Origin of the sequence: Pseudomonas sp. Lz4W, assembly GCF_000346225.2 — a bacterium.
Taxonomy (GTDB): Bacteria; Pseudomonadota; Gammaproteobacteria; order Pseudomonadales; family Pseudomonadaceae; genus Aquipseudomonas; species Aquipseudomonas paraversuta.
On record NZ_CP017432.1, the window covers coordinates 628,762 to 653,205 of the forward strand.

General features: G+C 55.7%; 19 protein-coding genes. 13 read left to right on the forward strand and 6 right to left on the reverse strand.

Going from position 1 to position 24,444, the window contains the following annotated elements; genetic code table 11:
- Positions 1-4 precede the first annotated feature (4 nt).
- Positions 5-802, reverse strand: a complete 798-nt coding sequence (locus B195_RS03060) for a hydroxymethylpyrimidine/phosphomethylpyrimidine kinase (RefSeq protein WP_003444128.1) — start codon at positions 800-802, stop codon at positions 5-7.
- A 284-nt stretch (positions 803-1,086) separates the two neighbouring features.
- Here B195_RS03060 and B195_RS03065 point away from each other — a divergent pair, with 284 nt between their 5' ends.
- From B195_RS03065 to B195_RS03080, 4 genes are all read left to right on the forward strand, one after another.
- Entirely contained in the window at positions 1,087-3,459 is a 2,373-nt protein-coding gene (locus tag B195_RS03065; RefSeq protein WP_003444126.1) for a hybrid sensor histidine kinase/response regulator, read from the forward strand.
- A 74-nt stretch (positions 3,460-3,533) separates the two neighbouring features.
- Positions 3,534-5,180 (forward strand): acyl-CoA dehydrogenase family protein, encoded by a 1,647-nt coding sequence (locus B195_RS03070; protein WP_003444124.1) that lies wholly within the window; start codon positions 3,534-3,536, stop codon positions 5,178-5,180.
- Positions 5,181-5,323: 143 nt separating this feature from the next.
- On the forward strand, positions 5,324-6,796 hold the full coding sequence (gene amn / locus B195_RS03075; protein ID WP_165439584.1) for an AMP nucleosidase: 1,473 nt from the start codon (positions 5,324-5,326) through the stop codon (positions 6,794-6,796).
- Positions 6,797-6,971: 175 nt separating this feature from the next.
- Complete coding sequence (locus tag B195_RS03080) at positions 6,972-7,538, forward strand: pseudouridine synthase (protein WP_003444118.1); 567 nt, start codon at positions 6,972-6,974, stop codon at positions 7,536-7,538.
- Here the strand turns inward: B195_RS03080 and B195_RS03085 are convergent.
- Positions 7,533-7,742, reverse strand: a complete 210-nt coding sequence (locus tag B195_RS03085) for a DUF2788 domain-containing protein (protein WP_003444116.1) — start codon at positions 7,740-7,742, stop codon at positions 7,533-7,535. The two genes, B195_RS03080 and B195_RS03085, sit on opposite strands and share 6 nt — an antisense overlap.
- A 128-nt stretch (positions 7,743-7,870) precedes the next feature.
- Positions 7,871-8,368, reverse strand: coding sequence for an Lrp/AsnC family transcriptional regulator (locus tag B195_RS03090; RefSeq protein WP_165439585.1), 498 nt, complete (start codon positions 8,366-8,368; stop codon positions 7,871-7,873).
- A gap of 396 nt (positions 8,369-8,764) precedes the next feature.
- Here B195_RS03090 and B195_RS03095 point away from each other — a divergent pair, with 396 nt between their 5' ends.
- Positions 8,765-9,793 carry a DUF6515 family protein gene (locus B195_RS03095; protein ID WP_003444113.1) on the forward strand — a complete coding sequence of 343 codons (1,029 nt, stop codon included), beginning with the start codon at positions 8,765-8,767 and terminating at the stop codon, positions 9,791-9,793.
- Here the strand turns inward: B195_RS03095 and B195_RS03100 are convergent.
- Together B195_RS03100 and B195_RS03105 are read right to left on the reverse strand one after the other, a co-directional pair.
- The gene (locus B195_RS03100; RefSeq protein ID WP_003444111.1) at positions 9,787-10,686 is read right to left on the reverse strand and encodes a cation diffusion facilitator family transporter; all 900 of its coding nucleotides are present in this window, start codon (positions 10,684-10,686) and stop codon (positions 9,787-9,789) included. The two genes, B195_RS03095 and B195_RS03100, sit on opposite strands and share 7 nt — an antisense overlap.
- A 22-nt stretch (positions 10,687-10,708) precedes the next feature.
- Positions 10,709-11,128 carry a hypothetical protein gene (locus B195_RS03105; protein WP_003444109.1) on the reverse strand — a complete coding sequence of 140 codons (420 nt, stop codon included), beginning with the start codon at positions 11,126-11,128 and terminating at the stop codon, positions 10,709-10,711.
- Positions 11,129-11,231: 103 nt separating this feature from the next.
- Here B195_RS03105 and hrpB (B195_RS03110) point away from each other — a divergent pair, with 103 nt between their 5' ends.
- The 6 genes from hrpB (B195_RS03110) to hrpB (B195_RS03135) all read left to right on the forward strand — a co-directional run bounded on the left by hrpB (B195_RS03110) (position 11,232) and on the right by hrpB (B195_RS03135) (position 22,290).
- Positions 11,232-13,715, forward strand: coding sequence for an ATP-dependent helicase HrpB (gene hrpB / locus B195_RS03110; RefSeq protein ID WP_003444107.1), 2,484 nt, complete (start codon positions 11,232-11,234; stop codon positions 13,713-13,715).
- Positions 13,716-13,801: 86 nt separating this feature from the next.
- Entirely contained in the window at positions 13,802-15,292 is a 1,491-nt protein-coding gene (locus B195_RS03115) for a site-specific integrase (protein WP_037001584.1), read from the forward strand.
- Positions 15,282-17,183, forward strand: a complete 1,902-nt coding sequence (locus tag B195_RS03120) for a hypothetical protein (RefSeq protein WP_003444104.1) — start codon at positions 15,282-15,284, stop codon at positions 17,181-17,183. Before B195_RS03115 ends, B195_RS03120 begins: the two co-directional genes overlap by 11 nt.
- Entirely contained in the window at positions 17,183-19,231 is a 2,049-nt protein-coding gene (locus tag B195_RS03125) for a hypothetical protein (protein WP_003444102.1), read from the forward strand. Before B195_RS03120 ends, B195_RS03125 begins: the two co-directional genes overlap by 1 nt.
- 1 nt (position 19,232) lies before the next feature.
- A complete protein-coding gene (locus tag B195_RS03130; protein ID WP_003444099.1) occupies positions 19,233-19,640 on the forward strand; it encodes a hypothetical protein in 408 nt (135 codons plus the stop codon).
- Positions 19,641-19,767: 127 nt separating this feature from the next.
- Positions 19,768-22,290, forward strand: coding sequence for an ATP-dependent helicase HrpB (gene hrpB / locus B195_RS03135; RefSeq protein WP_003444096.1), 2,523 nt, complete (start codon positions 19,768-19,770; stop codon positions 22,288-22,290).
- Positions 22,291-22,402: 112 nt separating this feature from the next.
- On the opposite strand, the gene B195_RS03140 is transcribed toward hrpB (B195_RS03135), so the two are convergent.
- Positions 22,403-22,867, reverse strand: coding sequence for a helix-turn-helix domain-containing protein (locus tag B195_RS03140; RefSeq protein ID WP_165446502.1), 465 nt, complete (start codon positions 22,865-22,867; stop codon positions 22,403-22,405).
- 244 nt (positions 22,868-23,111) lie between these two features.
- On the opposite strand from B195_RS03140, the gene B195_RS03145 reads away from it, so the two are divergent.
- Together B195_RS03145 and B195_RS03150 are read left to right on the forward strand one after the other, a co-directional pair.
- Positions 23,112-23,492, forward strand: coding sequence for a hypothetical protein (locus tag B195_RS03145; protein WP_169870192.1), 381 nt, complete (start codon positions 23,112-23,114; stop codon positions 23,490-23,492).
- Between the two features lie 144 nt (positions 23,493-23,636).
- Positions 23,637-24,365 carry a metallophosphoesterase family protein gene (locus B195_RS03150; protein ID WP_003444078.1) on the forward strand — a complete coding sequence of 243 codons (729 nt, stop codon included), beginning with the start codon at positions 23,637-23,639 and terminating at the stop codon, positions 24,363-24,365.
- Positions 24,366-24,444: the final 79 nt, after the last annotated feature.

The following is a 24,444-nucleotide window of genomic DNA, read 5'->3' on the forward strand; positions in this document are numbered from 1 at the left end:
ATGGTTACGAACAGAAGTCCAGCGGCAAGCGACGCGGGACAAACTGTCCCTGCCCCAGCTGCTCGGCATCACGCAACGTGCGCCACGTGTAATTGAGTGCGGTTTCTACTGCGCTGACCAGATTTTCGCCGATGGCCAGGCGCCCGGCCAGGGTGCTGGCCAGGGTGCAGCCCGAGCCGTGATAGCTGCCAGGTAAGCGATGGCAGGTAAAGGTGTGACGGCTGCCGTCGCGGCTGTAGAGGCGGTTATGGACTTCGTGTTCATCGCCGTGTCCGCCGGTGATGAGCAGGTGCTGGCAAAAGGGCAGCAGCTTTTCGGCGCATTCATCGGCGCTGCCGTCGGGCAGTTCGGCGAGGATGCGGGCTTCGGGGAGGTTCGGCGTGGCGATGGTGGCCAATGGCAGCAGTCGCTCGCGCATGGCATAGCCCACTTCGTCCTTGCCCAGTCGTCCGCCACCGCCGGCCCGCAGCACCGGGTCACAGACCATCGGCAAGTGCGGGTGGGCCTGAAGCAGTTCGACCACGGTGTCGACCATTTCCAGTGAGCCGAGCATGCCCAGCTTGACGGCCGCAACCGTGGAGTCACTGAGCACGGCATTGGCCTGGGCCAGTACCCACTCGCGATCCAGCACGCGGAAATCGCTGACATTGACGGTATTCTGCACAGTCAGGGCGGTGACCACGGGAGCGGCATGACAACCTTGAACCAGCAGGGCTTCGATATCTGCCTGCAAGCCGGCACCCCCACTGGGGTCATGGCCGGAGAGACAGAGGACAACGGGGCGAGAACTGTAGATATTCATGGTGCGCGAGCTTACCACCAAACGCTTTTTTGGGGCGGCTTGCTCCGCGTCGGTCATCTGGCAGCCAGCAGATTTCATTTGCTGGTAAAAACATCCGGATAAATCGCGCCATGTCCTCTGTAATGGCCGTAATAGAGCCTTCTCTCATAATTTTACGGTGATGTGCATCTGCCACTAATGGCTATGCTAGAGTGACGTCAAATTAATAACAGGTCGTCGGGTCGACGTGCTCTCCAAGGGAACAGGAGCTTGCGCACGTCACCGGGGGCTACCGCTGGGGCTGTATGCGCTATTTGTTCGTGATGTTATTGGGCTGGCTACCGATGCTGGTCAGCGCAGTGGACTTCGATGAAACCACCCAGAGCCTGCCCTTGGGCCGGGTAATGCAAGTATTCGAAGACGTTGACGGTCAGGCGACGCTGGCAGATGTTATCGCCCGGGACGGTCTGTTCCGCAACCATGAGAAAGACTCGTTGAATGCGGGCTACTCGCACTCGGCTTTCTGGCTCAAGGTGGACTTGAGCTACCTGCCGCAGAACCCGAACATCCATCGCACCTGGCTGCTGGAACTGGCCTACCCGCCAATGGATCACATTGATCTGTATCTGGCCGACGCTTCAGGCAACTATCGCCTGGCCGAGCGCACCGGCGATGCACTGCCTTTCGACAGCCGACAGATAAAAGAAAACAATTACCTCTTTGAGCTCAACTTCAGCCCGGGGCAAAGCCAGACCGTGTATTTGCGTCTGGCCAGCCAGGGCTCGGTCCAGGCGCCGCTGACGCTGTGGTCGGCGCAGGCATACCTCGAACAGCAGCCGGTACGGATTTATATCCTGGGCCTGATTTACGGCGTATTGCTGGGGATGCTGGTCTACAACCTGTTTATCTACCTCAGTGTGCGGGACACCAGCTACCTCTATTACATTTTCTATATCGCCTCGTTCGGTTTGTACCAACTGTCCGTCAACGGCGCGGCGGTGCAGTACTTCTGGCCGAACAATCCGTGGTGGGCCAATGCCGCCACGCCATTTTTGATTGGCTCGGCGGCATTTTTCGGTTGCCAGTTCGCCCGCACCTTTTTACACACCGCCTCCCACAGCCGCTGGCTGGACCGTGCCCTGATGTTGCTGATGGCCGTGGGCGTACTGGTCATGGTGCTGGCCCTGACCACCAGCTATGCCGTGTCGTTGCGCCTGGCAACCGGCCTGGCCCTGGCATTCATCGTCACGATCTTCACCTCCGGCGTCGTGGCCTGGGTGCGCGGCTTGCGGGTGGCGCGCTACTTTGTGATCGCCTGGTCGGCCTTTTTGCTCGGCGGTCTGGTCAATACCCTGATGGTGCTGGGCTATCTGCCCAATGTATTCCTGACCATGTATGCCAGCCAGATCGGCTCGGCCATCGAGGTCGGCCTGTTGTCGCTGGCGCTCGCGGACCGGATCAATGCCATGCGTGACTTGCAGGCGCGGACGTTGCAAGAGTCCGGGCAGAAACTGGCCGCGATGAACCAGCAACTGGCCCACACCAACCAGCTTAAAGATGAGTTTCTGGCAACCGTCACCCATGAATTGCGCACGCCAATGAACGGTGTGATCGGCTCTCTGGAGTTGATCAAAACCCTGGACATGGGCCCTGAGCTTGAACTCTACACCCAGACTGCCGAGGGCTCGGCGCGAGAAATGATGCATATGGTCAATGGCATCCTGGCCCTCACAGAGCTGCAGGCCGGCCGGCTTGGCATGCGCGCGCAGTCCTTTGCTTTGAGCGAGCTGGTGCAGAGCCTGAGCGATCAGTACGGGCCGACTGCACGCAACAAGGGGCTGCAATTTTCCTATGAGATAGCGCGCAACCTGCCCGATCAATGGGTCGGCGATGTCGACAAGATTCGTCAGTGTCTGGAGTGCCTGCTGGATAACGCCATCAAGTTCACTCGCGTCGGCGGGGTGATTCTACGGGTCACCGGCAAAACCGCAGGGCCGGGACGCTGGGCGCTGGCCTTGAATGTGATCGACAGCGGAATCGGCTTTGTCCACATTGAAGAGGCCGAGCTGTACCAGAACTTCTTCCAGGTCGATGGCTCCATGACCCGCAGCTACGGTGGTCTGGGTATCGGTCTGGCGATCTGTCGGCGTTTGGTGGAACTGCTGGGCGGGCGCCTGACCCATCACTCGCAACCGGGCCAGGGTTCGCAGTTCCAGCTGTTGCTGGAGCTTGAATCGCCGCTTGAGAGCACGCAGCAGGCTGAGGGCCTGAGCCGAACCCCGAACGAGTGCGTGGTCTTGCTGGTGGAGGACAGCAGCCCCGGCCAGGTAGTACTGCGCGGCATGCTGCTCAAGCTGGGTTATCGGGTGCTGAGTGTCGACAGTGGCGGGGAGGCAATCGATGTTCTGCGTCGCGAACGGGTAGATGCCGTGGTGCTGGGATGCCCGTTGAACCTGGTCTCGGGGACGTCGATGGGCGGCCAGCTGCTGACCCTGGCGGCCTGTGCGAAGCTGCCGGTACTGGCGCTGTTTGAATCTGAAACCGAGGCCCGGCAAGCGCTGCAGCAGGTCGATGGCATCACTGACTACCTGATCAAGCCCGTGCGTTATGAAGACGTGCAGCACCTGATGTCAGAGTGGTTGCTGCAGGGGCCTGAGGGCAAAAGCGCCGGACTTTAGACGCTTATACCCCTTGTGATGATGGTCATGCGTGCTTCACTGGGTCCACCAGATTGATTCTTGGAGCCCGCACCATGAACCTGCATCAGTACGCCGAAACTCACCAGGTCACCAATCAGCCGCCCTCCCTGGACGGCGTCAACCTGTACCGCATCGACCTGCCGCTCCAGCACTGGGGCCGGCACTTCGGTGCGGGCTGGGCGCAATCGCGGATCGATGATTACGGCGCACTGGCAGGTGGCCCCTTGATGGCCGCGGGTTTTCTGGCCAATGAAAACAAACCGGTATTTGTCAGCCATGACCGTTTTGGCCATCGCATTGATCTTGTGGAGTTCCACCCGGCCTATCACGAGTTGATGCGAACCGCGATCGAGCACGGTTTGCCATCGTTGCCCTGGACCGACCCACAGCCCGGCGCCCATGTGGCACGGGCCTGCATGACCTACCTGCACAGCCAGGCCGAAGCCGGCAGCGGCTGCCCCCTGACCATGACCTTTGCCAGCGTTCCGGCCTTGCGCCTGCAGCCGGACATTGCGCAAATCTGGTTGCCGAAAATTCTCGCGACCCATTACGACCCGCGCAATGTCGATATCAGCCACAAAGCCGGTGTGACCATCGGTATGGCCATGACCGAGAAGCAGGGCGGGACCGACGTTCGCGCCAACACCACTCGTGCCTACCCCGTGGGCGCGGCCGGGCCGGGGGAGGCTTATGAACTGCTGGGGCACAAATGGTTTTGCTCGGCGCCAATGTGTGATGGCTTCTTGACCCTGGCGCAAACCGACAAGGGCCTGACCTGTTTCTTGTTGCCGCGCCATCGCCCGGACGGCAGCCGCAACGAGTTCTATATCCAGCGTCTGAAAAACAAACTGGGCAATAGCTCCAATGCCTCCAGCGAAGTCGAGTTTCGCGGCGCGCTGGCGTGGATGGTTGGCGAAGAAGGGCGCGGCGTACCGACGATTATTGAAATGGTTGCCATGACCCGCTTCGACTGCATGGTGGGCTCCAGTGCCTTGATGCGTCAGGCGCTGACCCAGGCCAGCCATCACTGTGCCCACCGGCTGGTGGGTGGCCGGGTGCTGGCCGAACAACCCTTGATGCAAAACGTCCTTGCGGACCTGGCCCTGGAAAGCGAGGCCGCCCTGGCCTTGAGCCTGCGCATGGGCCGCGCGCTGGATCACCTGGATGATGGGCAAGAAGCCCGATTCTCGCGTTTGGTAACGGCGGTGGGCAAATACTGGATCTGCAAGCGGGCCCCGGCCATGATCAACGAGGCCGCCGAATGTATGGGCGGTGCGGGGTATGTCGAAGACAGCATCCTGCCGCGTCTGTATCGCGAGGCACCGGTCAACTCAACCTGGGAGGGATCGGGCAACGTGCAGTGTCTGGACGTGCTGCGGGCCCTGTCCAAAGAGCCGGGGGTGCTGGATGCGTTGTTTGCCGAGCTGGGGGACGGGCATGGCAGCGTGCATCTGGCGCAGCACATCGGGCAGTTGAAAAAAGCCTTCACGGACACCGATGACATTCAATACCGGGCGCGGCAACTGACAGAAGATATCGCCCTGGGCCTGCAGGCCAAATTACTGCTGGAGGCGGGTGACAGTGACGTCAGCGACGCATTTATCGCCAGTCGCCTGCAAGGCAGCGGCCGGGCCTACGGAACTATGCCCCGGGGCCTGAACGTCGCCGCGATTGTCGCCCGCTCAACTGCGCAGCTGTGACGCGCACCAATCTGGTAGTAGTTGCCGCAGGCTGCGATGGGCTGCGTAGTGGCCCTTAGCGCAGCCTGCACCCGCGACGACAAGGCCCTGTGCTTTGATCTGCGATGCAGGCAAGATAAAGGCCTGCCAGTTCAGAAGACAGGATGCTTATTGTGACCGAAGCTTTTATTGTCGTTTCAACCGCTGAAGAGGCCGTAGACCGGCTAGCGGCCCTGCACGAACGCGCAACCGTTGCGTTGAGCCAGGCACTCAAGCGTTACCTCAAGGATCGAGTCGAACCCAGCGCCGAAGAACGAGCCCTGTTCCGCTACCCGGAGCTGCGCCTGACCAACACCATCCATGGCGAAATCCCGACCATTACCCGGGCATACGCCAAGGTTCAACTGCCAGGCACTTACAGCATCACCGTGACCCATCCCGGGGCGTTCCGAAACTACTTGCTCGAGCAACTGGTGCCCTTGATGCGCGACTTCACGGTCGAAGTCGAAGTCGGGGTCAGCCAGCAAAATATTCCTTACCCGTATGTGGTCGAACAGGGCGATGAGCTCGCCGGTTCCGGAGTGACTGCCGCCGCACTGGCGCGGGTATTCCCCAGTACCGACCTGTCTGCCGCGACCGATGCGATTGCCGACGGCCTGTACGACTGGGAAAACACCGATCCGCTGCCGCTGGCCCTGTTTGACGCCGCCCGTGTCGACTTCTCGCTGCGTCGCCTGGTGCACTACACCGGCAGTGACTGGCGCCACGTCCAGCCGTGGATCCTGCTGACCAACTACCATCGCTACGTTGACCAGTTCATCCTGCATGGCCTTGAGCAACTGCGCGACGACCCGCGGTTTGTGCGCATGGTGATGCCGGGCAACGTGATCATCGAAAAATCCATGGACTACGGCGAAGCCCAGGCCATTGCGGCAGGCGTGGTCTGGCATCGCTATCAAATGCCGGCATACCACCTGCAGGCCAATGACGGCCATGGGGTGACCCTGGTCAATATCGGCGTGGGCCCGTCCAACGCGAAAAACATCACCGATCACCTTGCGGTACTGCGACCGCATTGCTGGCTGATGATTGGTCACTGTGGCGGTCTGCGTCAGTCGCAAACCATTGGTGACTACGTGCTGGCACACGCCTATATGCGCCGCGACGGAATCCTTGACCGGGTGGTACCGCCCAATATTCCGATTCCGGCCCTGGCGGAAGTACAGCTGGCGCTGCAGGAAGCTGCGGCCCAGGTCACTGGCGAGCGCGGCGATGAACTGAAAAAACGTCTGCGTACCGGGACTGTCCTGACCTACGACGACCGTAACTGGGAACTGCGCTGGGCCCAGGAGCGTCCGCTGATCAACCTGTCCCGGGCCGTGGCGGTGGACATGGAAAGCGGCACCATTGCCGCCCAGGGTTATCGTTTGCGCGTGCCTTACGGCACCTTGCTCTGCGTCTCGGACAAGCCGCTGCACAGTGAAATCAAGTTGCCGGGCTCGGCCAATGCGTTCTATGAACGGGCTGTGAGCCAGCACTTGAAAATCGGTATCGCTGCCGTGGACTTGATGCGCTGCCAGCTCAACTCGCTGCACTCGCGCAAACTGCGCAGCTTCGACGAGCCACCGTTCCGCTAGTGGCGGCGGGTCATTTAGCGATCAGGGGCCAGGGCTGTTGCACTGAAGCGCCAACAGCCCCTAGCATTGTCTGCCCTGATCGCCAGATGTCCTGTTTGCCATGTCCCGTCCTGTTCGCCCCGCCCCACGCCGCCCGGCACAAAAAGGTTGTGCCCCTCAAGCTGCCAGTCGTCGTGTGGCCAAAGCGCCGCCGGCTGATCCCAAGCTGTATCTGTTCAACAAGCCGTTCGACGTGCTCACCCAGTTCAGTGATGAAGGCGGGCGGGCGACGCTCAAGGACTTTATCCCCATTCCCGGCATTTACCCGGCAGGGCGACTGGACCGGGACAGTGAAGGCTTGCTGCTGCTGACCAACGACGGCCAGTTGCAGGCGCGAATTGCCGACCCCAAACACAAACTGCCGAAAACCTACTGGGTGCAAGTGGAGGGCGAGGCCACGCCCGAACAGCTGCAACAGCTGCGTGACGGCGTGCAACTCAATGACGGCAAGACCTTGCCCGCCGAAGCACGGGCCCTTGAGGAACCGCAGCTATGGCCGCGCAACCCGCCCGTGCGGTTTCGCAAAAGCGTGCCGACTTCATGGCTGGAGCTGGTGATTCGCGAGGGTCGCAATCGTCAGGTGCGGCGCATGACGGCGGCGGTGGGTTTGCCGACCTTGCGCCTGGTGCGCGTGCGCATTGGTGACTGGACGATTGAAGGGCTGGACCAGGGGCAATACAAGGAAGTGCCGGCGCGGCTATAGCGCGCCCGACTCGATCAAACCGATAACCACACTCTTGATGATGAACGCAGCAACGCCCAGGCCCAGCACGAAAAACAGGATAAATGAGCCGAAGCGCCCGGCTTTGGATTTCTTCGCCAGATCCCAGACGATAAAGGCCATGAAAATGATCAGGATGCTGACCAGAATCGTCATCATCCACTCTTCAAGCAGGGCAGGGTCCATCAGTGTTCTCCAGCGTCATCGGGGATAAAAACCGGGAACAGTATACGCCAGGGCATTGCAGCGGATATTGATCCAGGTGCAGACACTTGATCTGCTCCGGGAGCCGGCATGCCAGCTCCCGCAGGCTTTCAGGTGCGCAGGTGGGTCAACGGCAACTCAGTGCTGTTGAGCACTTGATTGAGCACAAAGCTCGAGCGCACGCTGGTCACGCCATCAATGCGGGTCAGGTGGCCCAGCAGCAGTTTTTGATAGTGATCCATATCGGGCACTACCACTTTCAATTGATAGTCCGCGTCCATCCCGGTTACCAGGCTGCATTCCAGTACCTGGGGCAGGCTGCGGATCGACGCTTCAAAGTTCTCGAAACGCTCTGGCGTGTGCCGGTCCATGCCGATCAGCACGTAGGCAGTCAGGCTTAACCCGAGCTTTTTTCGATCCAGCAACGCGACCTGACGCGCGATATAGCCGTCATCCTCCAGTTGCTTGACCCGCCGCGAGCAGGGAGAGGGAGACAGGCCGATTCGCTCGGCCAGCTCCTGGTTCGAGATGCGCGCATCGCGCTGTAATTCCGCCAAAATACTCAGATCGTACCGGTCGAGTTTGCTCACGAAGACACCCTTTCTCATAACTATTGCGTGAAAGTATCCGCTGTAAGTTAAAAATTGCGCAAGTCATGTTTTATTGAGCAATATTAGCAATCCTTTGCTGCGGTCGCGGGCCTATTCTTAACACCAGAATCACTGCCCGGACATACAGTCCACTGCGGCCCGCCGAATCAGGCCAGCCGCGGCCGCCAGCCCCACAGGGGTGTACCGGCCCCCGGGCTACGCACTGTCCAGAAGACGGCGCGAGGTGAGCCAACATCACGAGTGTTGAGCCAGGACAGAAAAATTCAAAGGGCGACCGACGGGTCGCCCTTTTTTATTGTCCGAAAAAAAGGCGCGCAACTGATAGTCTTTCGCAGAACCGGTTCCCGGTTTTCCAGTCTTATCTATACGCCCTATCCCTCCGCGAGAAACAGCATGAAACCGCACATCTGGCGATTGGCTACAGTTGGCTTGCTTTGCGTGAGTATCAGCGGCCAGGTGTTGGCCGAAGAACAGCGAGGCGATGAAGGTTCTCAGCACGCCCGCCCCGGTAACGGGCAGCAACACGGACAGCCACACGGGCAACAGGGACAGGGCGGCAATAATCAGCCGCGCCCGGAACACAATCAGGGGCGACCCCAGGGCAACCCGGGCAATCAGCCGCGCCCCGAGCACAACCAGCCCCAGGGCGGGCAGTGGCAAAGCCGTCCGCATCAAGAGCCCAACGGTCCCGGCCGACCGGGCCAGCCCGGCCACAACCTGCCGATCCAGCCCCGGCCCGATGCCGTACACCAGAGCCAGGCGCCGAACCGTGGTGGCAATCAGAACTGGCAAGGCGGCGGGCATGGCTCACGGCCGGGTAACAATTTTGGCCCCGGCAACAATCATCCCAACGATCAACGCTGGGCAGGTCGGCCCAGCGGCCATGGCAATGGCTGGGGCGCCGGGCCGCAATACCGGCCGGGTTATATCGTCGACCGATTCCCGGGCCAGCACTGGCAGGTACCTTATCGCGGTCAGAACTACTTCTTTTCCGGTGGTTACTGGTATCGCCCACAAGGCCCGCGTTACATCGTGGTGCAACCGCCTTACGGGATTCGCGTAGGGTATTTGCCCGACTATGCGCGGGAACTATGGATCGGCAGCACCTTGATGTTCCTGGCGGCGGGGGCCTATTACCAGTATCAGCCTGCAACCCAGGACTACATCGTGGTTCAGCCGCCCGTGACACAGCCGCAACCGCAGCCGGTAAGCAATGGTTATGACGTGGTGGCCTACCCGGCGAACGGCCAGAGCCCTGCGCAAATCAACCAGGATCGCTACGACTGTTACCGTTGGGCTGTGCAACAAAGCGGCTTTGACCCGGCCCAGGTCACCTATGCGCCTTCACCGGCAGTGGTTCAAACCTACCGGCAGGCGCAAGGCAACTGTCTGAGCAGTCGCGGCTACCAGGTCAACTACTGAGGGGTTGCCCTGGGCTTGACCACTTCCTGGGGGTCGGCGTGCACCAGCACTTCGGCCCGCGGGTAGGCTTTTTCGATTGCCGCTGCCGCTCTGTCACTGATGGCGTGAGCCTCTGACAGGCTCAACTCTCCCGGCAATTCCAGGTGCAGCTGCACAAACCAGATACTGCCGGAAATTCGCGTGCGCAGATCGTGGGCGCCCAGAACCCCGGGCACGCTGCAGGCCAGCTTCAGCATGTTATCGCTGACGTCGGTCGGTAACTCCTGGTCCATAAGCACCGCAAAACTCTCACGGGCGATCTGGATAGCGCTCCAGAGGATGTACACCGCAATCCCCAGACCAAACCAGGCATCAAGCTGCGGGAAACCGACGCTGGCCAGCACCAGTGCCACTAAAATACTGCCATTGAGCATCAGGTCGGAGCGGTAGTGCAGCGAGTCCGCCCGCACTGCATTGGAGCCCGTGGCCTTGATCACGCGGTGTTGCAGGATCAGCAGGGCCACGGTCATCACCAGGGAAAATATAATCACGCCAATCCCGATCCACGGCGCGCCCAACGGCTCCGGATTTTTCAGGCGCTCGAAGGCCTGAAAAGCGATCAGCACCGCACTCACCCCGATAAACAATGCCTGGGCCATGCCCGCCAGCGATTCGGCTTTGCCGTGGCCATAGCGGTGATCGTCGTCAGCCGGGCGCAACGCGTAATGCACGGCGAGCAGGTTGAGAAACGAGGTCACGCCATCGAGGAGTGAGTCGGTCAACCCGGCGAGCATGCTGATCGAGCCACTGAGCCACCAGGCGATGGCCTTGGTCACGATCAGAAGACTCGCCACCGCCACCGAAGCGCGGGTGGCCAGGCGTAACAGGCGAGCGTGTTCCGGGCTACTGGTCATGGGCCATCCTTATCTACGGGCTTCAGGCTGCGGGGATCAAACCGTACATGGCCAACTGTTGCACGCTGCCTTTGTGCTGGATCAGGCGCGGGTCGTCCAGCGGGAAGCTGCGGCCCAGTTCACTTTCGAGAATGGCCTGGAGCTTGCTGTTGTCCACTTTGCCATCTGCGCCTATGGCTTCGCGCAGTTTTTCCGGAGCAATTTGCGCGGTTTTACCCGGCGGGAAATAAATCGCTCCGGTGGCGAAGTCGACCCCGAAAGCGATCAGGCCCGGAATCACATAAAACAGCAGGCCCACGGCATCGAGCACGGCAATCATGGGATCGATCTTGCCGTCGATCTGGCCGCGTCTGTCAGGGAAGAAAATACTGCCGCAAGCAGTTAATTGGCTGAGCAGGGCTGCAACCACCACGCCGCCAATCACACGGGAAGACATACGCATACAAAAGACCTCGAAGAAGCTTGAAGAGTCGAAACCGGGATTAAGACCGTGCTTAATGCCGAACTGTTCGCCGTTATACTCGTCGCTCTGTTCTGGAGCCACCATGATTTCTCTGCCGATTGATGAAGTTTTACCCGCGCTGCGCCAGGCCTTGCGTGAACGCCACGAAGCGGTGCTCGAAGCACCCCCCGGCGCCGGTAAAACCACCCGTGTTCCGCTGGCCCTGTTAAACGAGCCCTGGCTCGCCGGGCAGAAGATTCTGATGCTCGAACCCCGGCGTCTCGCGGCCCGTGCGGCAGCTGAGCGTCTGGCCAGCGAACTGGGGGAAAAGGTCGGCGAAACCGTCGGATACCGGATCAGGTTAGACAGCAAGGTGGGGCCCGCCACCCGCATCGAAGTTGTCACCGAAGGCATCCTCACCCGCCGCTTGCAGCACGACCCGGCGCTGGAAGGCGTGGGCTTGCTGATCTTTGACGAATTCCATGAGCGTAGTCTGGATGCCGACCTGGCCCTGGCTTTGAGCCTCAACGGCCGCGAGCTGTTTCGCGATGAACAGCCGCTGAAGATCCTGCTGATGTCCGCCACCCTTGACGGCGAGCGGCTGGCCAGTTTGCTGGACGACGCGCCGGTGCTGCGCAGCGAAGGGCGGATGTACCCGGTGGCCATGCGTTGGGGGCGGCCGTTTGTGCCCGGTGAGTTTATCGAGCCGCGGGTGGTGCAAACGGTGCTCGATGCAATCAATGATGACAGCGGCAGCCTGCTGGTGTTTTTGCCCGGTCAGGCCGAAATTCGTCGGGTCCATCAACAATTGGCTGACGCGCTGGCTTCGCGCAGCGACATCCTGCTCTGCCCGCTGCACGGTGAACTGGACCTGAACGCGCAACGTGCGGCGATCGAGCCCGCTCCCGGGGGCATGCGCAAAGTGGTGCTGGCGACCAACATTGCCGAGACCAGCCTGACCATCGATGGCGTGCGGGTCGTGATTGATGCCGGGCTGGCGCGGGTGCCGCGCTTTGATCCCGGCAGCGGCATGACCCGTCTCGACACCCAGCGCATCTCGCGGGCCAGCGCCACCCAGCGCGCCGGCCGGGCCGGGCGTCTGGAGCCCGGCGTCTGTTATCGCCTGTGGTCCGAAGACCAGCATGCACAATTGGCCGCCTATGGCAGTGCCGAAATTCTCCAGGCCGATCTGGCCGGGCTGGCGCTGCAACTGGCGCGCTGGGGGGTAAACCCGGAGCAACTGATCTGGCTTGATGGGCCACCCGCGGCAAGTTATGCACAGGCCCGGCAATTGCTGGAACGCCTGGGCGCCTTGCGCGACGGGAAACTCACGCCCCACGGCGAAGCCATGGCCGAGCTGCCTGCGCATCCGCGCATTGCTCATTTGTTACTGCGCGGGCAAGACCTGGGACTGGCCGACATGGCCTGCGATGTAGCGGCGCTGCTGGGCGAACGCGATATTTTGCGCGGCGCCGGGGCCGATGTGCATAGCCGGCTGACCTTGCTCTGGGGCGAAAGCCGCGCCGCGCGGGGCGGGCAGGGCGGTGTGCAGCGGGCCAAACAACTGGCCCGGCAGTATCGGGGCTACTTGCGCGGCAAAGCCACGCAACCGGTCGCAGATCCCGATCACCCACGCTGGCTGGGGGCCTTGCTGGCGCTGGCCTATCCCGACCGCGTCGCGCAACAACGCAAACCCGGGGGGGCGGAGTATCGGCTGGCCAATGGTCGGGCTGCGTTGTTCAGCGAGGTCGACGGCCTGATGAAGCAGCCCTGGCTGGTGATCGCCGACCTGGGCAGCCGTCAGGGGCAACGTGAAGAACGGATCTACCTGGCGGCCGAGTTTGATCCCGGGTTGCTGGACAACGTGCTCAGCGAGCAGGTCAGCGTTGTCGACCAGCTCGACTGGGACGAGCGTGAAGGGGTGTTGCGTGCCGAACGCCAGCGCAAGGTCGGTGAGCTGGTGCTCAGCCGTGAGCCGTTAACCGGGCTGGACGCAACTGCGCGCACCCGGGCGCTGGTCAATCTGGTTCGGCGCAAGGGGCTGGAGTTGTTGCCCTGGAACCCTGAGCTGCGCCAGTGGCAGGCGCGGGTAATGCTACTGCGCCAGCTGGATCTGAGCGCCCAAGGGCAAAGCGAATGGCCGGATGTGAGTGATGCAGCGCTGCTGGCTTCCCTTGAGGAATGGCTGGCGCCGTATCTGGAGCGCGTCTCGCGTCTGAGTCATTTCGCCAGCCTCGACCTGTCCAACATAGTGCATAACTTGCTCAAATGGCCCTTGCCCCAGCGGCTGGATGAGCTGGCGCCGCATCACATCAAAGTGCCGTCGGGGTCGTCGGTACGGCTGGACTACAGCGAACACCCGCCGATTCTGGCCGTGCGCCTGCAAGAACTGTTCGGCCTGGCAGATACTCCGCGCATTGCCGGTGGCCGGCAGGTAGTCAAGCTGCACCTGCTGTCGCCGGCGAGGCGTCCGGTGCAAGTGACTCAGGATCTGGCCAACTTCTGGCGCAGCACCTACATCGAAGTAAAAAAAGATTTGAAGGGGCGCTATCCGAAACTATCACGCGACGTTCGCCAAGCAGCTTGATCGCGCAACGTTCACTTGTTGACATTTTTATTGAAAATCAATCGCTTAACGTTCATCATTGACACTTATTCTCATGAGGTGTTTTTGTGGCTGCGTTCGAAAATTTGGCTCACCTAGGCCGGTTGGTGGTAATACCGCACGTTCCAGAAGCTTTTGCGGATCTTCATTTTGGCCAAAAGCCAGCTGGTTCACTACCTGTCACAATCATTGGCGTAGATAGTTCAGTTCATGGCTACCAAGCAAACGAGTTGCTAGGTGACGCAGTATCCCGAAGCATCTTCAATCTGCCTTTTCTGTTTCATCGCAATGGTGAACCTTGGATCGAAGCTAACTCATACATGCTCAAACTTGTTAAAGACAAGCATGAGAAAAGCCGCCCTACAGACGAGGCGAGGCGTAAAGCAAGTCGTCTGCTTGATTATTTGATCTTCTGCGAAAGCAATAATATTGATTGGCTAAATTTTTCTGGAAAGCGGATCACTCAAAGACCAACCTATCGATATCATCGCCACCTTATAGACATGCCAGAGCGCGGTGCGCAAGTAGCGAACCAGTATACCGGGGTGGTTTATAGTTTTTATAAGTTTGTAGCTAGTAACTGGCATGAGATTGATATCGCGCGTGTGGATACGGTGCGGGTGATAAATTTTTATATCGAAAATGCATACGGTATATCTAGAAAAATTACCGTGGAAAAAAGAAGCCAAACCCAAAGCTATAATCGAACCAAAAATGTCCCAATGGGATTTGTGGACGATGAAGGTGAATGTTTGAGGCCTTTGACAAACGTTCAGCTCGCTAATTTAGTTGATGTTATCACTGCGGATAGTTGGAGTGCCCAGGAGCGTTTGATAATGCTATCCTCGTTGATGACCGGGGCCAGAAAACAAACTGTGTTAACTCTTCGCGTCAAGCATGTTGAGGCTTTGGAAAACAGCAAGCCTCAATCTGATGGGTCTTATCTTCTGAATGCCGGGCCAGGAACAGGGATTGATACGAAAAATAGTAAGTCTCAGGCTTTGTACGTACCGAAGCAGTTGGCCGAAGACTTAATAGCATACGTCAGAAGTCCATATGCAAAAAGACGACGGCAAAAGTTCCAGGCGGCTTATGCGTTGAAATACCCGAATCTTGAAGCTATTGCAGAAGATGAGATGTACGTGTTTCTTTCCGAGCAGAGCAATTGCTATTACATGGCAACCACTGACCCTCGCTATCCTTTTGCCAAATCTCGGCCCCTGGGTGCGGTGACCGACAATCTAAAAAAGAAACTCATGCGTAGTACTTCTTCGGAGTTTCCAAAGGACTTTACATATCACTGGCTGCGAGCAACATTTGCGTATCAGTTGTATCAGCATTTAACGCCAAGGTTAAAAGATGGAACATTACAACCTGGAGACGAAATTTCGATTATTCAGTCGCGCTTGCATCATGAGCGCCGAGAAACGACGGAGAACTACCTGAAGCTCTTTCTGATGACCCCTGAAAAAATTCGCGCTCAAGAAGATTACGAGGATTCCTTGTTCAAACTCTCTAGCTATAGTGATTTGATACTGGTTGATAATAATGGTAAATAACTTAAAAGCCAGAGAAATCCAAGTCATTGATTTATCGTACATGGGTAATCAGGCAGACATTCTCCACCCTGAATTGCTAGCGCTCAAGCTTACTCATCGAGTAAGCCCATTCGATATAGGTGTGTGCGCTTATACTGTTCGAGGGAAAGTGAGTAAACTCACTGGGGGAGTTTCTGTAGATCCAGATTCGCTCGTTGCCAGCAGACGGAATCTAATAATAGCCTTGCTTGATAGCTATTATGTTAAGGGGCTAGGGCACAAAAGTATCGAAACCGATTTCAAATACGTTTATTACGGAATTATCTGGTGTGACGCGAATGGGCACAGCGATGTATTTTGTAATCCCGAGTCTGCCAGACTCTCATATTTTGATTATACGAACTATCTCTTCCAGGCGATTCTCAAGCCAGGGGGCATGGCTCCCTTAACCGCTGGGCAGCGACAGCAAGCGTTAAGGCGGACGATTCAACTGCAGTTTCCTAACGATTACGAATATATCATAGCGGGAGTTTCGAGTGTCAAGCATCGAAGGGAGGGCTTAGAGCCTCCTGAGGATGATGATGTGAAAAAATACATCGATATTGTCCTAAATATCGCACTGACTTTTTCTAGATTCTTAGTGAGCGTGACTCCATTCCCAATGCGATTTGAAACCAAGGAATACCATACTCATTTTTTTCCTGGTACTGGTAGGTATATTACGCCTTATTCAGAAGGGGAGTATGGTTATTCTGCGTATAACTATCGCGATGGGCGGCTCTTATCGCTTGAAGAACTACGACACGCTAAGCCAGGCGCGAGGTTACCCGATATTCGCGAAACGCTTGATCGTGCACAAAAACTTATCGATAGCTGCAATGCTGACTCCCATCATTATTTCCGGATGCGTCTAGCAGCACTCGCGATGAGAGCATATGCGTGCCTGATAAACCTTGTTGTAGGTGCCAACTCTGGAGAGGTAATTAAGTTTCTTTACGATGAGGCGGTTGAACTTGTTAAGTCGCCACTAAAAAAGGAGCTTACCGCTACTAAATTGAGGGCGAAGGGGCTGAAGGTTAAGTATTCCATCGGGCGGGGGCCGGGTATGCAGCTCTTGCGTGAATATCTAAAGTTTCGAGACTGGATTCTGGATGGTTGCGAATGCGAATATCTTTTTTTCAATGTGCTGGATAGATCTGGTAATTCCTCCGACGATTTTGCAATGTTAGAAGGCAATTTCTCGACTAAGTTTTACAATCAACTTCAAGGAGTTTTTGTTCCTGAGGATTCCAAGAATATTCCTCCACTATTGGTTCGGAAATTCAAAAGCCTCACGCTACACCAGCTCAAACACTCGCCACTGTTGGTGAGTGCGGTAATGAATCACAGTGAGGGCACAAATGCACAGTCGTACTCCGGAACGACGGCGACCAATCAGAAAGCAGAATTCGGAAATTACTGGGCTGCAGTGAAAAAAGCTGCCGAAAGGGTCAAAAACGCAGGCCAGAAGGTAGGAACGCCAATCGCGGTTGGTCACTGTGATGAAATGAATAATCCACGCAAAGACATCCCTATCGTTGCGATTGAGCCCGATTGCAACACCCAATATGGATGTTTGTTCTGTATTCATTATCTTGTTCACTCTGACGAGACTGATATCCATAAGCTAATGAGTTTTAAGTATGTTATCGACGTAGTTAGAGAGAATGCGCCAAATTTTGAATATTCAGAGGAAACATTCAAAGATGTGGCGATCCGCATAGACGCTATTCTGAATGCAATTGCTGCAAGGTCGGAAGCGTCAGCTAAATTGGTCTACTCAATGAATGAACGAGTTTTTGATTTGGGAAGAATCACTCCCTTCTGGGAAAGACGCCTGCAGCGTTACGAAAAAATGGGAATCTATATCTGATGGCCGAGTTTTTTGATGATCTGGATGCGAGCGTATTGAATTTCGAGTCAGTATCGCGGATTCCGGTCGACCCTACCTGGCGACCAGCCGACGATTTTGTTATTTGTCGAGACTCGAGTGGAAAGGTCACGGCTGCCTATGGCTGGACTAATTGGGATTTCAATCCTATACGATTGAAAGCAAATACGGTTTCAACCATCGGCTTTGATACAATTTTTGAAAGATATGATCCAGATCAGCAATCGCTCATTCATGAAGTACGGTATCTCTTATTTTGTCTGCTATTCTACGTCAACAGCGGGCAGCTTGGCCGAATAAGTGCGGGCATGCTTTATTCATATTTTATGACTTTGCGTACTGCTGCGCGTTTTTGCTATAGCATGAAAGACAATCCGTTAGTAGGTATCATTAGTCTGCAAGAGTTGTTCACTAATCCGGCGTATCTGAATGCCTATAAGCATTGGATGGACAAGGATGATGTAGGCGCAACTCGTCGCAAATTGACTAGTGCCCTAATTTCCCACATGGTTGCTGTTGGTGAGGAGCGGCTGGGTTACAAACTTCATGGAGTTTTCGACATTGATTTTGGGGGTGATTTTGATACTCAGCAACACCCTGTGATTCCTACTAGAATTTATCTTGATGTGATTAACTCTTTGGGGGAGTGGATGGATGTTCTGTATATCCATAGATATCCCCTTGAGCAGTTTTTGAACTGTTTCGAACATGAAGGTTATGGGTATACGGTAAATCATCAAAAAGTAATTAATAAGGATGTTGCATTTTTTCAGCCGGAGTTTGCCCAAGCAATAAAGCGTCATAAACTTAAAAATGTGTTTACTGGTGACTTATCCTGCGAGGGTCGGGGCGTCCTGTCATCGGCTATTCTGAAAATTCAGTGGATTTTGAAAAATGTCATACACGTTTACACGGGTATGCGTGATCAAGAAGTAATGCGCTTGCCTTATAACTGTCTTGCGGAAGAGGAAGTAGTTCCCGCTACTGAAGACGAGGAAGGCATTGTTCGTGATAATCCTATGATGGTAAATGTGATTTCAAGCACCACAAAATTTACGGGATACCGTAAGTCAGCGGCTTGGTTAGCTACGGATGAGGTCGTACGAGCTGTGGAGGTTGCGCGCGCCCTTTGTCGCTCAATCTCTCGTCTGTTTGGGGTAAATCACGAGGATATGCCGCTATTTCTTAATCCAGCGATTATTAATAGAGCTGATACGAAAATCGGTGTGCCGACATGGAACGAAGTGTCCAAGCCTAAGTTTTTGCTGACCCGCTATATTATTCAGGCACATGATATGGAAGAACTGCAGGCTAGTGATCCCACTCGGCATTTTGCAGGCGATAATCGTTTTAAAGTCGGAATGCCTTGGCGGCTTACCAGTCATCAGTTTCGCCGATCACTGGCTTTCTACGGAAGCAGCAGTGGTTTCATTTCACTTCCGAGTCTTCGCAAGCAATTCAAGCATTTGTCTACTCAGATGACACGGTATTACGCAAATAATTTTGAAAGACTGAAAACCATCTTCGGTTATTACGACGAGAAATTAGACGATTTTGTTTTGCCAAAAAACCACGTCCTGTTTGAGTATCAGACAGGCATCCCAATGAATATTGCCTACGATCTGCTATCTCATGCATTTGGTGATGAAGCTCCGTTATTCGGAGGTGTTGGTACCTATATCTCAAACCAGCGTGGGAAAATGGCAAAGGGGGAGATTCATCTGGTTGATCTTAGAGAAGAAACTGAAAAGCAGGCTGAAGATGGAAAGATCTCCTATCGGCCAACCTTTTTGGGTGCATGCACCAAAAACGGTAAATGCGAGACGTATCTCCTCGGCGAAATCACCCCCTGCCTGAGCTGCAAGGACGGGATCCTTGAGAAGGATAAGCTGGAGAGTGCTATCCGCGATGATGAAGCAGATCTGGCAATGTACGAGCTAGGTTCGGGTGAATATCAAGTGGTTGAGGCTGAACTGCTTAGTTTGAAAAAATTCCACCAGCAGTTTATTCCCCTGCGTGAGGTGCATTGAAATGGCGGGTGAAGGAGTTGAAGCTTGTGTCCAGGCATTTGAGCGTTTAAAGACAGGCAAACCGAATCTCGCGGTTCATGTAGGTCTCGACCCCTCGAAGATCACGGCAGGAATCGTCAGCTTCGAAGCTGGTTTTGATCGAGGTTATTTGAAGAAGAAGCGTCCCAGTCATCAGCCGCTTATTGCCCAAATCGAAGCTTATCGCACCAGTTTCGGAACTGTGAGTGCCTCAAAGTCGCAGCAGATTAAGCGTGCAAATGAGAAAGTGGACAAGGCTCGTAGCGAGCTTGAAATTGTCCAGGAGCAGCTATATCACGTTATGTCGCAGAACGTACAACTCGTTGAAAGGGTTCGATTCCTGGAAGTCCAAGCGAAGAAGTACAACAATGTAAAAGAGATCAAAACCTGACCGAAGCGCCGTAAAGCTGTTTTAGGTCAGCCTGAGCATCTATGCGAAACCGCCCCCGCCGTCCGGTTGAGCTATGCAGCGTATTCACTGATCACCTTCTACTCGCGTTCTACTATTCGGAGTCAGCATGACCACGTTGCCAATCGATGCCGCCCTACCGGCCCTTCTAAGCGCGTTGAATGATCGAAATGAGGTCGTTCTACAGGCTCCTCCTGGAGCAGGTAAAACGACTCGAGTGCCGCTTGCTCTTCTTGGCGAGTCATGGCTAGAAGGTCAGACCATTGTCATGCTTGAACCTCGACGTCTCGCGGCGCGCGCGGCTGCTGAGCGAATGGCGGCTGAACTTGGGGAACGGGTGGGCGAAACTGTGGGTTACCGTATTCGGCTTGAGAGCAAGGTAGGGCCGAAAACTCGTATCGAGGTCGTGACCGAAGGCATTCTTGCTCGAAGGCTGCAAGAGGATCCGTCACTTGAAGGCGTGGGCCTGGTCATCTTCGACGAGTTCCATCTTCGTAATCTTGATGCAGATTTGGCCTTGGCGTTGACGCTCAATGGCCGTGAGATGCTACGAGAAGATCTCTCTCTCAAAGTATTGCTGATGTCCGCAACGCTGGAGGGAGAGCGGCTCTCTCGATTGCTCGACGATGCCCCTATTGTCACCAGTGAAGGCCGTATGTACCCAGTTACGACGATCTGGGGAGCTCCGTATCAATCAGGGGATTATCTGGATCAGCGTGTGGTTTCGACATGCTTGGATGCTTTGGAAGGCCAAGGTGGAAGTCTCTTGGTGTTTCTCCCTGGGCAGGCCGAAATACGACGGGTATATCAGTCTCTGAAAGATAGCTTGGGTGACCGAGCAGACGTGCTGCTTTGCCCTTTGCATGGAGAGCTCGAGCTAGGCGCACAACGAGCTGCGATTGACCGACCTCCTGCAGGAAAGCGAAAGGTTGTGCTGGCCACCAACATTGCTGAGACCAGTGTGACAATCGAAGGTGTTCGAGTAGTAATCGACTCGGGACTCGAGCGTGTGCCTCGGTTTGATCCGCGCAGCGGTATGACCAGATTGGACACACAGCGGATATCGAAAGCGAGCGCGACTCAACGAGCGGGACGTGCAGGTCGCCTCGAACCTGGAGTTTGTTATCGCCTGTGGTCAGAGTCCCAGCACGATCAACTGCCGAGCTACGGTTCTCCTGAGGTACATCAGGCCGACCTTGCTGGATTAGCTCTGCAACTGTTCAGATGGGGGGTAAAGCCCACTGATCTGAAATGGTTGGATGTTCCACCTGCGGCTGCCTATTCCCAAGCCTGCGACCTTCTAGTTCGATTAGGGGCTCTGGGTCACGATTGGAAGCTCACGAAGCATGGGCAAGATATGGCGGAACTGCCTGCGCATCCGCGCATAGCCCACCTGCTTCTGCGAGGTCATGCTTTCGGCCTTGGGCATCTTGCATGTGATATCGCCGCTTTGCTGGGGGAGCGTGATATCAAGCGTGGCGCCGGAGCTGATATCCACAGTCGCATTGCAATCGTCTCTGGAGAGCAGCGTGCAGAGCGTTCCGAGCAAGGTGGTGTGCAGCGAGCTAGGCAGCTTGCCAAGCAATACCGTTCATATCTGCGAGGCCCCATTGCTAACCCGGTGACTGATCCTGAGCATCCTCGGTGGGTGGGCGCTCTATTGGCTCTCGCATACCCCGACCGTGTCGCTCAACAACGTCGGCCTGGTGGTGCTGAGTACCGTCTCGCCAATGGCCGTGCAGCTATGTTTACCGAAAGCGATGTGCTGATGAAGCACTCATGGTTGGTGATCGCTGATCTAGGTAGTCGTCAAGGCCAACGTGAAGAGCGTATTTATTTGGCGGCGGACTTCGATGAGGGGCTCTTTAAATCTGTTCTAAAAGAGCAAGTCCGTCAGGTGGACGAGCTGGACTGGGATGAGCGGGAAGGCGTGCTTCGAGCAGAGCGACAGTTGAAGGTCGGAGAGTTGTTACTTTCCTCTGCACCTCTGGCAAACCTTGATGACGAATATCGCGTCCAGGCTTTGATCAATTACATCCGGCGCAAGGGAATTGAACTTTTACCTTGGACTCCTGAGTTGCGTCAGTGGCAAGCGCGTGTGGCGCTTTTGCGGGATCTGGATTTGGAGAAGGGGAGCACAAGTGATTGGCCAGATCTTCGTGACCAGGTGCTTCTGGAATCTCTAGGGGAGTGGCTTGCCCCCTACATCATGAAGATAACCAGGCTCAGCCACTTCGGGCAGATAGATCTTCCATCAATTCTGCGTACTCTTTTGCCCTGGCCATTGCCGCAACAACTTGAAGCGCAGGCGCCTCAGACAATCTCTGTGCCCTCTGGATCGAATATTCGAATCGACTATAGCGAGCGGCCTCCCATATTGGCTGTGAGACTCCAAGAGTTGTTCGGACTAGCAGACACACCGCGAATTGCCAACGGACGGCAGGTACTTAAACTCCATTTGTTATCGCCAGCGCGACGTCCTGTGCAAGTCACCCAGGATTTAGCGAACTTTTGGAAGTCGACGTATGACGAGGTCAAGAAAGACCTTAAAGGCAGATACCCCAAACATTTTTGGCCTGATGACCCTTTGATCGCGGAAGCTACCGCACGAGCTAAACCGAGAGGAACATAGCTAGGCATCAGGCAATTTATAGGTATCGTATTTTAACTCTGCGAAATGAGAGCTTGTTTACCGGTTGGCAGTTGATGGAGCGTGGCGCAGTCAAAGGTCAGCCCCCGAAGGATCAATCCTTCTGCCAATACCGCTGAACCGTCGATGTGGGCAGGCCTAGTTCACGGGCAGCTTCCGCTTGGGTCTTGCCCTGCTTTCTCAGGTTAATCACGGCACTGACGCTCTGGGCGTTCGCTCGAGTGCCACGACCGCGCTTTTTCAACGCGCCATCCTGCATTTGATCCTCCATGATATTGAGCCCCCCCGACTCTATGAAGCAAAGGAGTTCCTTTTGCGCCTTTTTCAACTCGGACTCGGGAGATTCTTTGTCACGGATCGCCAAGCACAACGCCATGAGCGTAAGAAGGTTGATACCGAGCGTCTCGGCCACTTTTACAAGGGTCGGTAGCGTAGCCTGAATTTTCCCTTGTTCCAGCAAGCTTAGGTTGCTCTGGCTGATAGTCCCTGCTAGGGCTTCATAACCTAATCCTTTCAGTTTCCGGATGGTGCGTAGGGTGATGGCTAGCTCTTCCTTCACGTTCAGTATCTCAAAAGGAAGAATAGAGCCACAGTCGTGTAGGCCTACCAAATATCATTTGTTGTTATTGGTGGGCTGCTTCCTTATCATGTCCATTCAATGGGCGGCGCGCTGACCCGCAAATTGGGGATGCTTCAGCAGCTTCCCTATCTGGCTGCCAAATGTATTAGCAGCGTTTATCTAGAGGATCGCCTTGAGCTAAGCCGATCAAAGGTTTGGCAGGGCAAGGACTGGGTTTTTTGCCGTGTTTGTAACTTATAACAGTGAACTGCAGGGGCAATTTAAAGCGCCGGAGAGTGTTCGGATGCTCTGGAGATCAGTGGACATCAGTCGTTGTGAATACTCATTTCTGATCGAAGGCATGGGATGGGAGGATGGATGCATAGGCCCGGTTGCGCATCTCGTCACGGATGTGAGCACCATCCAAATGATGCGCGCAGCAGAGGTTGGTAATTTCCTGAGCGTGAGCAAAATCCATCTTATCCAGCCGCCTGCAAAGAATAATCAGGGCTCATACACCATGGAGCCTCTATCCGATATTCGGATTCAGGCCGGTACCGAAAGGAATCCGGTCTACGAGTTCGTAACGGATGTAGGCCGGATCTACACGAGCGCAAGGCAATGAAGTTCCATGATCAGGAGGACACATGGCTGTGACTCTGGATGATGTCACTTAATCTTTTTACGGCGCATCAGCGGTCGCACTAGGCTGGCATGGAACTGCGAGTGGGCTCGTTAGCTACTGCTGCTACATAAAGAGAAAAATGCTATGAAGCTGCAAATTTATTCAGATTTGCATAACGAATTCTCGCGATTCGAACCTCCTACCAGCGACGCGGACGTAGTGATTCTCGCCGGCGATATTGATATCAAATCGCGTGGAGTCTCATGGGCGAACGACACATTCCAGTGCCCTGTTATCTATGTGTGTGGCAATCACGAATATTACGGCGGCCACATAGGTCACACACTGCGAAAGATGAAAAACGCTGCATTGCCCCATGTGCATGTACTCGAAAACGAGATGCTCATTCTCGATGGCACACGCTTTTTGGTCACAACGGCCTGGACGGATTATTCGGCTACTGGTGATGTGGTTGCGGCAAAGCGCGTTGCTTGGGATTCGATGAACGATTTCTTGGTGATTCGAGCCGACTTGGATTACAGACGCCTGCGTCCAGATGACCTAGTCGCGAAATCAATGAGGGCTCACCGATGGTTAACCCAAGAGCTTAATAGACCTTTCGACGGCAAAACAGTGGTGGTCACACACCATGCACCAGTGTTGGATCATCTGGGTGACGATCACCCCGGACATCTGGCTGCAGCCTATGCGAACGATTGGTCAGAGCTACTTAGTAAGGCTGATCTGTGGATACATGGACACACGCATTTTGCAGCAGACTTCCTTAAGAACGGGTGCCGAGTGTTTTCAAATCCGCGCGGATATCCGGGGCAAAGTACAGGCTTCGATCCTGAGTGCTTGGTAGAGGTTTGATGGTGAGTATTTCTCTGCAGTTCCATGCTTTAGGCTCGTAGTCGCTAGATCAAAACTAGCGGGTATGAGATTGCTCGAA

What these genes read in the sequence shown, in the direction of transcription:
- hrpB (WP_003444107.1), top strand. Translation starts at nt 11,232, where the DNA reads ATGATTTCTCTGCCGATTGATGAAGTTTTACCCGCGCTGCGCCAGGCC.
- B195_RS03060 (WP_003444128.1), bottom strand. Translation starts at nt 802, where the DNA reads ATGAATATCTACAGTTCTCGCCCCGTTGTCCTCTGTCTCTCCGGCCAT.
- B195_RS03070 (WP_003444124.1), top strand. Translation starts at nt 3,534, where the DNA reads ATGAACCTGCATCAGTACGCCGAAACTCACCAGGTCACCAATCAGCCG.
- amn (WP_165439584.1), top strand. Translation starts at nt 5,324, where the DNA reads ATGCTTATTGTGACCGAAGCTTTTATTGTCGTTTCAACCGCTGAAGAG.
- B195_RS03065 (WP_003444126.1), top strand. Translation starts at nt 1,087, where the DNA reads ATGCGCTATTTGTTCGTGATGTTATTGGGCTGGCTACCGATGCTGGTC.
- B195_RS03150 (WP_003444078.1), top strand. Translation starts at nt 23,637, where the DNA reads ATGAAGCTGCAAATTTATTCAGATTTGCATAACGAATTCTCGCGATTC.
- hrpB (WP_003444096.1), top strand. Translation starts at nt 19,768, where the DNA reads ATGACCACGTTGCCAATCGATGCCGCCCTACCGGCCCTTCTAAGCGCG.
- B195_RS03105 (WP_003444109.1), bottom strand. Translation starts at nt 11,128, where the DNA reads ATGCGTATGTCTTCCCGTGTGATTGGCGGCGTGGTGGTTGCAGCCCTG.
- B195_RS03095 (WP_003444113.1), top strand. Translation starts at nt 8,765, where the DNA reads ATGAAACCGCACATCTGGCGATTGGCTACAGTTGGCTTGCTTTGCGTG.
- B195_RS03120 (WP_003444104.1), top strand. Translation starts at nt 15,282, where the DNA reads ATGGTAAATAACTTAAAAGCCAGAGAAATCCAAGTCATTGATTTATCG.
- B195_RS03130 (WP_003444099.1), top strand. Translation starts at nt 19,233, where the DNA reads ATGGCGGGTGAAGGAGTTGAAGCTTGTGTCCAGGCATTTGAGCGTTTA.
- B195_RS03125 (WP_003444102.1), top strand. Translation starts at nt 17,183, where the DNA reads ATGGCCGAGTTTTTTGATGATCTGGATGCGAGCGTATTGAATTTCGAG.
- B195_RS03090 (WP_165439585.1), bottom strand. Translation starts at nt 8,368, where the DNA reads ATGAGAAAGGGTGTCTTCGTGAGCAAACTCGACCGGTACGATCTGAGT.
- B195_RS03085 (WP_003444116.1), bottom strand. Translation starts at nt 7,742, where the DNA reads ATGGACCCTGCCCTGCTTGAAGAGTGGATGATGACGATTCTGGTCAGC.
- B195_RS03100 (WP_003444111.1), bottom strand. Translation starts at nt 10,686, where the DNA reads ATGACCAGTAGCCCGGAACACGCTCGCCTGTTACGCCTGGCCACCCGC.